The sequence below is a fragment of the Candidatus Poribacteria bacterium genome (genome assembly GCA_021295755.1).
Classification (GTDB): Bacteria; Poribacteria; WGA-4E; order WGA-4E; family PCPOR2b; genus PCPOR2b.
The window spans coordinates 40,657-53,607 of sequence record JAGWBT010000028.1; the positions used below are offsets into that span (position 1 = coordinate 40,657).

15 protein-coding genes are annotated in these 12,951 nt (G+C 48.8%); 11 read left to right on the forward strand and 4 right to left on the reverse strand.

Features of this window, described 5'->3' with window-relative positions:
- Positions 1-22: 22 nt before the first annotated feature.
- The 9 genes from J4G02_05660 (at position 23) to J4G02_05700 (ending at position 8,943) form a co-directional block, all read left to right on the forward strand.
- Positions 23-991 (forward strand): hypothetical protein, encoded by a 969-nt coding sequence (locus J4G02_05660; GenBank protein MCE2394065.1) that lies wholly within the window; start codon positions 23-25, stop codon positions 989-991.
- Between the two features lie 235 nt (positions 992-1,226).
- Entirely contained in the window at positions 1,227-1,409 is a 183-nt protein-coding gene (locus J4G02_05665; GenBank protein ID MCE2394066.1) for a helix-turn-helix domain-containing protein, read from the forward strand.
- 5 nt (positions 1,410-1,414) lie between these two features.
- The gene (locus J4G02_05670) at positions 1,415-1,690 is read left to right on the forward strand and encodes a transposase (GenBank protein MCE2394067.1); all 276 of its coding nucleotides are present in this window, start codon (positions 1,415-1,417) and stop codon (positions 1,688-1,690) included.
- 173 nt (positions 1,691-1,863) lie between these two features.
- Complete coding sequence (gene ftsH, locus J4G02_05675) at positions 1,864-3,732, forward strand: ATP-dependent zinc metalloprotease FtsH (GenBank protein MCE2394068.1); 1,869 nt, start codon at positions 1,864-1,866, stop codon at positions 3,730-3,732.
- On the forward strand, positions 3,729-4,562 hold the full coding sequence (folP, locus tag J4G02_05680) for a dihydropteroate synthase (protein ID MCE2394069.1): 834 nt from the start codon (positions 3,729-3,731) through the stop codon (positions 4,560-4,562). The genes ftsH and folP overlap by 4 nt, the downstream gene beginning before the upstream one ends.
- 151 nt (positions 4,563-4,713) lie before the next feature.
- Positions 4,714-5,871, forward strand: coding sequence for a hypothetical protein (locus J4G02_05685; protein ID MCE2394070.1), 1,158 nt, complete (start codon positions 4,714-4,716; stop codon positions 5,869-5,871).
- A gap of 132 nt (positions 5,872-6,003) precedes the next feature.
- The gene (locus tag J4G02_05690) at positions 6,004-6,618 is read left to right on the forward strand and encodes a YigZ family protein (GenBank protein MCE2394071.1); all 615 of its coding nucleotides are present in this window, start codon (positions 6,004-6,006) and stop codon (positions 6,616-6,618) included.
- 56 nt (positions 6,619-6,674) lie between these two features.
- Positions 6,675-7,109, forward strand: coding sequence for a glycine cleavage system protein H (locus J4G02_05695; protein MCE2394072.1), 435 nt, complete (start codon positions 6,675-6,677; stop codon positions 7,107-7,109).
- Positions 7,110-7,197: 88 nt separating this feature from the next.
- On the forward strand, positions 7,198-8,943 hold the full coding sequence (locus tag J4G02_05700) for an ABC-F family ATP-binding cassette domain-containing protein (GenBank protein ID MCE2394073.1): 1,746 nt from the start codon (positions 7,198-7,200) through the stop codon (positions 8,941-8,943).
- A gap of 108 nt (positions 8,944-9,051) precedes the next feature.
- Here J4G02_05700 and J4G02_05705 read toward each other — a convergent pair whose 3' ends face one another.
- Both J4G02_05705 and J4G02_05710 read right to left on the reverse strand, forming a co-directional pair.
- Complete coding sequence (locus tag J4G02_05705; protein MCE2394074.1) at positions 9,052-9,336, reverse strand: hypothetical protein; 285 nt, start codon at positions 9,334-9,336, stop codon at positions 9,052-9,054.
- Positions 9,336-9,584 carry a hypothetical protein gene (locus J4G02_05710; protein ID MCE2394075.1) on the reverse strand — a complete coding sequence of 83 codons (249 nt, stop codon included), beginning with the start codon at positions 9,582-9,584 and terminating at the stop codon, positions 9,336-9,338. Before J4G02_05710 ends, J4G02_05705 begins: the two co-directional genes overlap by 1 nt.
- 115 nt (positions 9,585-9,699) lie before the next feature.
- On the opposite strand from J4G02_05710, the gene J4G02_05715 reads away from it, so the two are divergent.
- On the forward strand, positions 9,700-10,743 hold the full coding sequence (locus J4G02_05715; GenBank protein MCE2394076.1) for a dipeptidase: 1,044 nt from the start codon (positions 9,700-9,702) through the stop codon (positions 10,741-10,743).
- An 11-nt stretch (positions 10,744-10,754) separates the two neighbouring features.
- Here the strand turns inward: J4G02_05715 and J4G02_05720 are convergent, their stop codons facing one another.
- Positions 10,755-11,519 carry a phytanoyl-CoA dioxygenase family protein gene (locus J4G02_05720; GenBank protein ID MCE2394077.1) on the reverse strand — a complete coding sequence of 255 codons (765 nt, stop codon included), beginning with the start codon at positions 11,517-11,519 and terminating at the stop codon, positions 10,755-10,757.
- A gap of 97 nt (positions 11,520-11,616) precedes the next feature.
- On the opposite strand from J4G02_05720, the gene J4G02_05725 reads away from it, so the two are divergent.
- Positions 11,617-11,799, forward strand: coding sequence for a hypothetical protein (locus J4G02_05725; protein ID MCE2394078.1), 183 nt, complete (start codon positions 11,617-11,619; stop codon positions 11,797-11,799).
- A gap of 47 nt (positions 11,800-11,846) precedes the next feature.
- Here the strand turns inward: J4G02_05725 and J4G02_05730 are convergent, their stop codons facing one another.
- Positions 11,847-12,830 (reverse strand): Gfo/Idh/MocA family oxidoreductase, encoded by a 984-nt coding sequence (locus J4G02_05730; GenBank protein ID MCE2394079.1) that lies wholly within the window; start codon positions 12,828-12,830, stop codon positions 11,847-11,849.
- Positions 12,831-12,951: the final 121 nt, after the last annotated feature.

Sequence of the window (12,951 nt, forward strand, 5' to 3'; positions counted from 1 at the left end):
TTACGATTCAAGGAGGTTACACATGGCAACACCAACTTTTTACGCAGGAACAGTAGGTCAAAGTGTATGGCGCAGCAATGATGGTGGTGATTCATGGGATCGAGCAAGTAGCGGAATGTTTCCGGAAGCTGATATTCGTGCCCTCGCTGCAAATCCCAATGATTCATCAATTCTCTTTGCAGGAACAGAAACCGGCATTTTCCGCACACAAAATGGTGGAGATGATTGGGAACAGATCAATTCCCCTATGGATGGGCTCCAAATCTGGGCAATTGCAATCAACCCCAATAACCCCGATATTCTCTACGCAGGTACCTGTCCGTCCGCCCTTTTCAAATCAAGTGATGGGGGCGATACATGGAACCGGTTGGATGTTGAGCTTGCTGAGGAGTGCGAGGGTGTGCCAATCATACCGCGCGTAACGTCGATCTCAATTGATCCGGAAGATGATCAGACCATCTATGCAGGGATTGAGATTGACGGGTTACGTCTCTCCACCGATGGGGGTGAGACATGGGTAGAGCGAAGTGATGGACTAAGCAGCCTTGACATTCATGGGCTGACGGTTGTCCCCGGCGATCGCAAGGCACTCGTTGCTGCGACAAATAACGATGTATGTGTTACGACAGACATGAACGAATGGACACCACTCAGTGTCGGGGACGGGTTCCCTTGGCCCTATTGTCGCGCGGCGATGTATGTTCCGATGAACGGTACAGGCCGAGTTTATATTGGAGCCGGAAACGGTCCTCCTGGAGATGAAGGCGGACTGTTCTACACCGATAACCTCGGCAAATCGTGGGAACGCGCCGATCTTGGATTGACAGCCAACAGCACAATCTGGTGTTTGGCACGTCAGCCGGAGGTGCCCGGCTGGTTGTTCGCTTGTAGCGTCAACGGTCAGCTTTTCCGCAGCGCCGATGATGGTGCGTCGTGGTCCAAGCTTTCACATGAATTCGGTGAAGTCCGTGCGCTAGCAATTGTGGCGTAAGGAGAGTTAGTGCGCTTACTGAAACTCCCTCTGAATCTAAACCAAAACGTAGGGAACAGCAATCGTTGTTCCCTACTTGGATACTTGGGTTATCAAATCTCCTCAGTGGAGATTCCGTTCTTTAGAGCGGGGAGGAAATTGCACCTCTTTTTTGTTGAAAAAAACAGTGTGAATCGGGTACAATCGCATTGGCTTTTGTGGAAGAGTGTTTGCGGAACCAGAAAGTTGAATCGCAATGGTTAAAACATACCAATACCGAATCTATCCGACGACTAAACAACGTAAGACGCTTGATGCTATTCTTGAAGGATGTCAAACGCTTTACAACCAAGCTCTGGCTATGTGGAAACAAGCCTACCAAAAGCATGGCGAATCCTTGAGTTACAAGATACAAGCCAATCACCTAACACCTTGTTGACGAAAGTGAATCCCAAGGATACCTCTCAGAAATGCTCAGGTTGTGATACGGTTGTCAAGAAATCACTATCCGTTAGAATACCTAATTGTCCAGATTGTGGTCTCCAGTTAGACCGTGACCACAATGCTGCGATAAACATCAAAAAGGCGACTGTCGCCTTGCGTGGAGGTGCGGTGGTAGCAAACACCCCCGAAAAATCCCGATTTATCGGGAACAGAAGCGCGAAACCTTGTAAGTCCCGGGAAACGGGCAACAAGCCTCAATCCTTTAGGGAGGGGTAACTGACTTGATATTTAGAGGTAGATTTGGTATACTTCAGCTGCGCGGAGTGATATTGATTCAAGAAAAATAAACTTTTAGCCATCAAGAAACGTCACTCCCTAAGTATCACCCGGAATCTTTTGTAGATATAGAAGAGAGGTTAAGTGCTGTGAATAAGAGTGCGAAAAGTATTGTGGTTTGGTTGATTATGGCGTCATTTGTTGCCTATGCCATGTACCACTTTTTAAGTTCAGGTAAGGAAAAGGTACATCAGCTTGCGGCATCGGAATTTTATGCCTATCTGCGACAACCAAATAGCAAGGACCTATTTGAAGGAAAAATCGAAATCGGTAAAGAGTGGATCAAAGGAAAATTCAAGGATCCACAGCCCATTCTAGATCTGGATGAAATGCGTGGAGGTAGAGGAGAACCAGCAACGTTTCAGGAATTTCGGACCAGTCGTGATATTTACTCTGAATACCCACTTCAAGAAAAACTTGTTGAGTACCAAATTCCATTTGATAACGAACGTTCATCGGCTGTTCCCCAGTGGATTGTAATCTTCGGTTCGACAATCTTGCCGATCTTGCTCTTCCTAGGGATCATGATCTTCATTTCAAGGCAGATGCAAGGCACAGGTAATCGAGCGTTATCGTTTGGAAAAAGCCGCGCTCGGCTTCATTCTGAAAGCGAATCGAAAATTACCTTTGCCAATGTCGCTGGCTGCGATGAGGCGAAAGAAGGGCTAGAAGAAGTAATCCAGTTCCTGAAAGATCCGAAGAAATTTCAGCGACTCGGTGGACGTATTCCAAAAGGGGTTCTGTTGATGGGACCGCCGGGCACCGGAAAAACCTTACTTGCGCGTGCTGTCGCCGGGGAAGCTAATGTCCCATTCTACAGTATCAGCGGATCCGATTTCGTTGAAATGTTTGTAGGGGTCGGTGCTTCCCGGGTTCGGGATCTGTTTGAGACGGGAAAGAAGAATGCACCCTGCATCATCTTTATTGACGAACTAGATGCCGTTGGACGACATCGTGGCGCAGGCATCGGTGGTGGGCATGATGAGCGCGAACAGACCTTAAACCAGCTTCTCGTGGAGATGGATGGATTCGATACTTCCGAGGGTGTGATTCTCATTGCTGCAACAAACCGCCCCGATGTGTTAGATCCGGCGCTCCTCCGACCGGGACGTTTTGATCGCCAAATTGTCGTTGACCTCCCTGATGTCAAAGGGCGTGAAGATATTTTCAAAGTCCATACAGCGAACATTGAAACGGACCCAGATGTGGACTTGGAGAGACTCGCGAAGGCGACCCCCTACTTTTCGGGGGCAGACATCGAGAATATGGTGAACGAAGCCGCTTTGCTTGCAGCCAAAGAGGACAAAGATTCTGTTGAAATGATTTTCTTTGATGAGGCCAAAGACCGTGTACTGATGGGACCCGAACGTCGTAGCCTCATTATTAGTGATGATGATAGACGGGTCACCGCATACCATGAGGCAGGACATGCCTTATTGCGACACGTTATTCCCGAAAATGACCCGAACTATAAAGCCACCATTATTCCTCGTGGGCGATCGCTCGGTGTTTCAGTGGCGCTTCCGATTCAAGAACGTCGTAACTTCAACAAAAAATATCTCCTTGGCAGTATTACCACCGCGCTCGGTGGACGCGTTGCCGAAGAACTCATCTTTGGTGAATTGACCACGGGGGCGCAGAACGACTTTGAACAAGCAACCGATATTGCCCGTAAGATGGTTACGCAATGGGGCATGAGCGATCTTGGACCGCTCTCCTTCGGACGACGTGAAGAGCAGGTTTTTTTGGGCAAAGAGATCGCGCATCACCAAGATTATAGCGACAAGACAGCCATTGAAATTGATGAAGCTGTCCATGGCATTGTTATGGAGTGCTATAATAGGGCGAGAAACCTCATTGAAACGCACCTTGATGGGTTGAAGAAGCTAGCTGATGAGTTGCTCGAACGCGAAACACTCATCACAGAAGATATTGAAGAGATACTTGGGCCCCGTCCTCAACTTTCTCCGATTGCATCATGAATTGTCGAGGAAAATCGATTACTTTCGGGGAACGTACATGGATCATGGGCATCCTCAACGTCACCCCGGATTCCTTCTCTGACGGTGGTCGCTATCTCGATACCAACCGCGCGATTGCCTACGCCCACCAGATGATCGAAGATGGTGCGGACATTATCGACATCGGCGGCGAATCTTCTCGCCCGGGAGCCTTACCTGTCTCCACAGATGAAGAGTTAGCCCGTGTCCTACCCGTGATTGAAGCCCTTGCAAACGGAACGGAAGCACTGCTTTCGATTGACACCTATAAACCCATTGTTGCACGTAGTGCGCTTCAAGCAGGCGCACATATTGTCAACGATATTACGGCGCTAAGTGACGCAGATATGGCGGGAGTTGTTATGGAGATGGGCGCTGGGTTGATTCTCATGCACATGAAAGGCGTTCCCCGCACAATGCAGCGCTCGCCGGTGTATAGCGATCTAATCCCTGAGGTCTTGACTTTTCTCCGACAACGGATTGATAAAGCGCAAGCAGAGGGAGTTTGTCCCGGTCGGATTATGATTGATCCCGGTATCGGATTTGGTAAAACCGCCGAACATAATCTGGAGATTTTACGCTGTCTCGATGCGTTTCAGAGCCTAGATAAGCCCATCCTTATTGGTACTTCCAGAAAATCATTCATTGGCAAGATTCTTAATCTGCCCAATCCGGATGATCGGGTGGAAGGCACCGCTGCGACGGTCGCGTGGGCGATTGCCCACGGTGCAGATGTCGTTCGCGTCCACGATGTAAAGGCAATGTGTCAAATTGCCCAAATGACAGATGCGATTCATCGTCGAACAGATTAAAATCCCTCCCAAAAAACTGAAGATTCGGTTGTCTACATACAACGAATCAAAGGCGCAACATACGAAAATTGATTATAGGTATTGATATTGTTGAGGTCAATGTGCCGGGAATCTGTGTGCACGAATACCTCCCTGATGAGCAACTACAAATATGAATAAAAGCCAATCGTACGACTTTTCACGTTTCGCGTCTTACGCAATACATGACTTCGCAGTCGTGCTTATCACACTGTTACTTCTCTTCGGTGGGACAAATCTCGCCTCAGCCCAAGCCGTCAACGAAGAGTTTCACGCATCAACAAATACGTTCCTCAGAAGGCTTGCATCAGCAAAACACCTGAGGCTGGGGGATAACTCTGTCAGTTCAATTTCGGGGACAAATGCCCTTAACAGCAATCCTGCCGGACTTAGTTTCATCAATAGTAACCGTCTCGTCACAAACATTTCACGATTTCCGCGCACTGTTGCCATCATCACAAAATTGAACGATCTTGAACGATACGAGGATCACAATCAATACGCGCTTCGCGCATCAGGACTTGAGGTTATAAACTACAGCAAGCCTTTGGATGCCGCAGGAGGCTTTGGGTTCGATTTCGCGGTCGGACATGAAGGACGATTCAGCCGCGTTAATCACCTTGGAAAAGCGACGAACAGTTTCCCTGAGACTGACTTTGCGGTTGGAGTCAGTTATGCAGTTAAACTGTTTCGAGGATTCGCTATCGGTGCTGATGCCAGATGGCTGCGATCTAAAGTACAGGATGCCGAGAACAATCGGCATATCGGACACGGTTACGCTTATAATTTAGGACTAATCCAGCAATTAGGCGAATCCCTGCGCATCGGTGCCGTGATTAGAAACTTGAGTAACGGATTATCATTCACTGATAACTCTATTCCCGATAGGATTCGCCGAGATGTCCTTCTGGGCGGGAGTTATCAATTCCATTATAGAAATGTAGATATCCAGATTGGTTTGGATCTGAACCCACCCTTTGAGGATGGTGTCCGAACCAACTTTGGTGGAACTGTCTGGTATCGTGATTTCATCGGTGGACGGATAGGTTATCTGCGTCACATCGAAAAACGATTCGGCTCGGTCCTCAGTCTCGAAACTGGGCAAGTTGAGTTCGAGGATAGACTCTGGAAGACTGAAGGACTGACATTGGGTCTTGGCCTGCAGATTAGCGGGATTTATATAAACGTAGCCTATACACCGCAGATTCGGCCGACGGGAAATGACGGGGAGCAGGTCCGCATCGAAAATGGTAAATCGGTGTATTCATTTTCAATTGAGCAGCGTTATTGAGGAAAAGTAAAGAAAGAGGCATCTAAGCGGTGACAAACGAGAGATACGACAGCACTAAGATGATGGATTAACCTCCACCAACCACGGATGCTCTGTCGTATTACGCCCCACGTTTCGCATATCACAACCACTATGTCAGACGAATACAAAACGATCGTTGGGATGGCGGAATCAAAGCTGGTTGTCAAGAAATCCCGCTTTTTTGGGCTTGTCACATCAGTTGATACGATACAGAGATCTAAAAGATTTCTGGCACTCGTCCAAGAGAAATATCCCAACGCCTCACACTACTGCTGCGCATACAGTATCGGATGGGGGCGCGAAAAGCGCGAATATGCTACTGATGCCGGTGAGCCGAGAAAGTCCGCAGGTCCCCCGATTTTAGCAGCGCTAACCGCGTCTCAACTCTCAAATGTTGTCTGCATCGTCGTCCGTTACTACGGCGGCATCAATCTTGGCGTCGGTGGACTTATTCGGGCTTATGGTCGATGTGCGAGGGAATGTTTAGCGAGCGCAAAAATTGAAACTCAGATTTTTTATAAGACACTACAGGTGAGGACACCTTATGAACAGATTGGTTCGGTCCTCAAACTGTGCAGCAGATTAGGAGGAAAGGTGATTAACGTCGAATATGATCAACATGCAACCGTACATCTGCAGATTCGTCAACGGGAAGTTGAAAACTTTCAAGAGAATCTGCGAGGAATCAACGCTGATATTGACGTGATTGATCCTGTAACTGTATAATCTATTGGTATTGAATCTTGAGTGTGTAGACATTAAGCAATACAGGAGGAATAATCTTGAACGAGGTAAAAAAATTCACAACTACACATGAATGGGTTGAAGTTGGAGAGAACGACGGGGTCGTTGGGATCACCGAGCGCATCCAACTAGAGTATGGTGATATTATCTTTGTTGAGCTGCCCACAGTTGGCGATGAATATGAACAGGATGAGCCGCTAGGCAGAGTAGAAGTGACTGATGGTAATACTTTTCCTATCCATGCACCAGCAACCGGAGAGATTAAAGAAATCAACACCACGCTGGATGAGGATCCGGATCTAATTAATCATTCGCCTGAGGGGGATGGCTGGATCTGTCGGATAAGCATCGAGAGTCCCAGGGAGCTTGATGTATTGATGGATGTCGATGCGTACACTGACTATGAGGAAGAAGAACTCGACGATGAATACATGGATGAGGAAGATTTTTACGACGAGGATGAGGCTTATTAACTGGAGTAATCTACCTCAAAAGTCTTTTGTTACACTCCCCCGCCTCAAATAGATCCCCTATTCTTCTTCTGCGATACAAAGGATCTCTATGTCATTAGTCAGATTGGACCAAGTCACAAAATCGTATGACCCTTACCTCATTCTGGACGAAGTCTCTTTGTCAATTGAACATGGCGATCGGATTGGATTGATTGGAAAGAACGGAACTGGTAAAACTACGCTCATAGAAATTGTTGCCGGTATAATCGAGGATTTCAAAGGGAACATTGGGTACGCGAAACGACTACAAATCGGGTATCTGAGCCAAGAGCCCAATTTGGAAGCCGATTGCTCACTCCGGCAAGAGATGTTCAAAGTCTTTCAGAAGCGGCGAGACCTCGAAGATGAGATGCTGCTGCTCAGTGAAGAGATGGTAGAAGATCCAAATCTGCTAGATAGATATGCCCGGTTGCAAGAACAGCACGAACGCATGGGTGGCTACGACTATGAGTATCAAACAAATCGAACACTGGGCGGATTAGGATTTCGTGACAGCGATTTTAATTTGAAGACTGGTGTCTTGAGCGGCGGACAGAAAAGTCGTGCCGCGCTCGCAAAATTGCTGCTCGAAGATCCCGATCTGTTGTTGCTGGACGAACCTACTAACCATCTGGACATCAAAGCGATTGAATGGTTGGAAAACTTCCTGAATACCGAATATCAAGGGGCAGTCATCATCGTCTCACATGATCGCTACTTTTTGGATCGCGTTGCCCGTAAGATTATCGAGTTACGAAACCACAAGCTCACGGAGTACCCCGGAAACTACACCAAATATCTCGAAATCAGACAAACTGAAAAAATAGCGCAGGAACGTGAATATAAAAAGCAAAAACGGTATATCGCTCATGAAGAGGACTTTATCCGTCGCAATATGGCTGGGCAACGCACACGGGAGGCACAAGGACGGCAAAAGTTGCTCGACCGTCTTGAACGCGTGGAGAAACCAGAGACCGATGAGAAAACAATCAAACTCCGTTTCACGCCGGATGTACGGGGTGGAAACGACATCTTGCAGTGTCAGGGTTTGGGAAAGCGATATGGCGATAAGCAGATCTTTGAGGACATGAATATGGAAATCTATCGTCAGGATGTTGTCGGTGTCATCGGTCCCAACGGCGTTGGAAAAACCACACTGTTCCGAATGATGCTCGGAAACGAACTGCCGACTTCAGGGAAGTTGAAGGTTGGGCACAATCTCCATTTTGGGTATTACGACCAAGAGCTTGTCGGGCTAAACCAAGACAACACAATTATTGATGAGATTTGGGCGTTGCGTCCGACACAAAAACAGGGCGAGATTCGCAGTTTTCTCGGACGGTTCCTGTTCTCTGATGATGAGGTCTTCAAATGGATTGGCGACCTCAGCGGCGGCGAACAGAGCCGCGTCATGCTCGCCAAGCTGCTCCTCGAAAATGCAAATGTGCTCCTACTTGATGAACCGACAAATCACCTAGACATACCGTCGCGTGAAGTCCTTGAGGAGGCATTGGCAGCATATCCGGCAACCATTTTTATGATCTCTCATGACCGTTATTTTCTGAACAGTCTCGTCAACAAACTGCTGATCTTTGAGAACGGAACGGCGAATCTATTTTTCGGAACTTACGCCGAGTATGAAGCCCACGTTCGAGAGCAAAAGCGGCAAGCGATGCAAGCAAAAGAGGAAGCCGAGAAGGCAAAAAAGGTAGAGCGGCAGGAAAAACAGCGGAGGGAGAGGTTGCGAGTTGCTTCAACTTCAAAGAAATCGAAAAAGAAACGGCGGGTGAAAGCACAGCGGGTGGCTGATGTGTGATAGGGGATTGTCACCATCAGATCTGTGTACTTCAATGAAGTTGAGTCAACAATTCCGCTGGTGTCCAGACAGGTATGGTTGCAGTCTTGAAGCCGTCTTTGTCGCGGGTCACAATCGCGTCAATTCCTGCAATGCTTCCGCTTGCTCTAGAGCCTGACGATCGACTGTACAAATCTCGAAGGCTTCCAAACAGGTGCGTACCGTCGTACGAGCAATTTCCAATCCAGCCAATCGACGCGCAATATAAAAAATATCGGTCATCGCGGAAGCCAAAATGTATCCGATAATTTGTCCCTCATCGTTGGCCCGCCAAACGGCTATAGCTTCTGTGACCCAAGGTTTACGTTTCAAAAGGACATCCAGCACGACGTTGATATCAAATAAAATGTGCATCAACCGTACTTCTCCATACGATGTTCGTCAAGCCACTGTTGAACTTCTACATCCGACGGTGCTGCTTGGTTTGTTGATAGGAGACCGAGAGCCTTTTCCAAGGTATTGCGTTTAGATCGAGATTTTTCTACTTCTTCTAGTACAAGTGTTTTTAGAACATCTTGCACGAGTGAGAAGCGGCTAGCAGGTGGCCAGTCGCGAACAATTTTGATGACTGCCTTGTAGTTGGTTGGTTCAACGGTTGGCATAATTCTTTCCCCTTCAGTCAGATATTAAGGTGGCCACTACTATACCATTTTGACGAACGAATCGTCAATAGCAAGATTCAACCGGAGCCTCTTCTAGGATAAGGAGACCATAGCTTTGACATCAGAATTGTCGTCTATCGACTTTCATAATGAAGCCCTCGTCATTGATTCTCACAACGATACGATTGTCGGGCATATCCGTCGGGGAAACGTCAGTATTGCGGATAAGGAGACCCCTGACCGCGTCCGGCACGATGGAACAATTGCATATATGCGTGGCCCTCTAGACCGGGTAGCTAGCCAGATGGATATCCAGATCAACCTGCCAAAGATGCGTCAAGGTGGGGTGGACGCTGCCTTTTTTGCCATTGATGTGACGCGAGCGTGGAAGAACCATCTTAGCTACGCCCTAGATGCCATCGGCTTTTTTAAGGCGGAGGTCGAGACGCACGCCGATGAAATCATCATCGCGGAGACAGCGGAAGATATTCGAGAGGCAAAAGCGGCGGGCAAACTTGCTGCAATTTTGGTCATTGAGAACAGTGACGGTGTGGAGCGGAGCCTGAACATCCTGAAAAGCCTCCACCACTTGGGTGTCCGATCTGTTGGGTTGACCCACGACCCAACCTCATGGGCGGCCGCTGGCAACGCCGAAACAGATAGCGGTGGTGGACTCACCCGATTTGGCGTCCAACTGGTGAAAGAGATGAATCGACTGGGGATGCTTGTCGATGTCTCCCACATCAGTGAACGCGGCTTTTGGGATGTGCTGGAAATTGCCGAACGCCCTGTAATCGCTTCCCACAGCAACTGTAAAGCACTCTGCGGTCATCCGCGCAACCTAACTGACGAACAGATTAAGCGCATTGCCGAAAACGGCGGGGTCATCGGTGCGACCTTTGTAACGTGGTTCATTGACGACGATGCACCCTCATTTTCCCGTTATATCGATCATATCGATCACATCGTCAATCTGGTCGGAGATGACCACGTTGGTATCGGATCTGATTTCGATGGTGGCGGCGAACAACTCAGGGATGCGACAGAGTTTCCGAAAATTACCGAAGCGTTGTTGGAGCGAGGTTATTCGACGGCATCAATCAGGAAGATTCTAGGCGAAAATCATCTGCGGGCGTTCGCAGAGGCGTGTCCCGGATAAATATTGCTCCCCTACAACTCTCCACGCAGCAACAGACGATCCGTCATTGGCTCACCCTTACCGTTAAGCGTGCCGGTCGGCATATAGTGAATAACCATCGCCCGGCGCCTGCGCTGTGACCGATTCGGATTGGTCTGGTGCAGCATCAGACAATGATGCACCATTGCGTATCCCGCTTTGAGCGGTATAGGTGCCGCACGATTTTCATCCACGTCTGCCTGCAGCAACGCAGGAAGTTTCCCCTTCTCTGATACGGCGCGGTCATGATCTGGCGCGCTTTCCAAATGGCTGCCGGGGACGACGTTCATACACCCATTCTCTTCATCGGCATCGTCGAGTGCCATCCAGATACTCACGAGGTTCGCCGGCGTACAACGCCAATAGCCGTTGTCCTGATGCCACGGCACTTCGCCACCGTGGCGGGCAGGCTTATAGAGGGCTTGATCATGGAACAACTGGATATTAGGACCAATCAAGCTCTCGGCGATGTCCAATAGTGGCTCGTGATAGAGCAGTTGACGGTACATCTCATCATAGCGCCACATCTCCATGATCTGTAGCATCTCCTCCGAACGGTCTGCGGTTTCGTCCTGCTCCGCCTCACCGACGACGGCGAGGTTGCGCAACCCCTCACCGCTTGTCCCACGTTTTTTCGCAAACAGCGCATCATAATGCTCGCGCAGCAAATCGAGGTGATTTTCTGCGATGAGGCGATGTGGAATTTTGAGATACCCTTTCTCTTGAAACTGTTCAACCTGTTGTGGCGTGAGTTTCATAGGATTCTCCTTTGATATTTCAATTTCGCTTTACTCGTACTCGCATTTGATGGTATACTTCGCATACAATAAGGTTTTGATTTCTGACGAGGTCGCTATGAAAACACTAGATGATTACGTCAAAGAATTAAAAACTGAAGATCTCATCGAATCCGCGCATACAGCCAAAGTGCAAAGCCACGTGCTGCTAGAGGATCAAGGGATTTCTACGCTTGCCCTTGGCAGTACTGAAACTGCTGTGTCCTCTGCTTCAGGTCGTGCTACTGCTGACGAGAAATAATCGTCTCATCTATGAACACTACTTCAACATAGTTCTCCTTCTGAATCCTACAGTTTAACTGGCTCCCCAATCTCTGCTGACCGCTTCACCGCACGGCAAATCGCCACCGCTTTCATACCCGCTTCACCACTTGCCCGTGGTTCGCTCCCCGTTTGAATGCACTCGATAAAATGCTCAATCTCTGCACGAAAAGAATCAAAATCCGGGTAGTTTTCCTCCTGCAAAGTCTCCGGATCATTTCGGAAGGAATAATGCAAAGTGTCCACGCGGTCGAATCCGCCTGTCACTTCAGCGACGCCGTTTTCGTTAGCGACGTAGAAATCCTCAAAACTGAACCCTCCCATCGAAACCATGCCGGCATTAACAACCCCAATCGCGCCGCTTTTGAAGCGCAGCGTGAACATCGCACAGTCAATCTGTGGCTTCCGATGTGGTGCAAAGAAGGTCCCGCCCTCGGCGTAAACTCGTTCGACATCTCCCATCAAAAAGCCGAGAATGTCTGCGGCGTGCACAGCGTTTTCGAGGATAGGTCCACCGCCGTCGTCCTCTGCCCAGAACCAATCTTTATTCGACATCCCCGGATGCGGATACCGGTGAACCATGTACTGAATCGGTCCAAATTCACCTTCCGTCAGTTCCTTCAAACGTAGGAGTGGTGGGATAAATCGTTTCTTATGCCCAATCTGCAAAACGACACCCGCGGACTTGCACACATCGATCATCGCCTGACAGTCCGAAACCGTGCTTGCCATCGGCTTCTCGCACAGTACGTGGATGCCACGCTCGGCCGCTGCGCGTGTTAAAGCGAGATGAATTTTCGGGGGTGTACAAATGCTGATTGCCGTCAGATCCTCCGTATCCAGCATCGCCTCCGCAGAGGTATATCCTTGGACACTGTACTGTGACGCGAAATCGTCTGCAATTTGTGGGACGATGTCACATACGCTGACCAACTCGGCGTCAGGATTACCCGCCCACCGATCAACATGGGCGCGACCAACGCCCGCTAACCCAATCACTGCAACTTTCATACGGTACTCCTCTAAGTTGCCATTTTTGCTTTAGCCTGCGTAATCTTTGACCTACTCCCAACCCTCAAGGATTGGGATTCTCGCATTGCTTTGAGAATATCCGTCTCCCGTATAGACACAC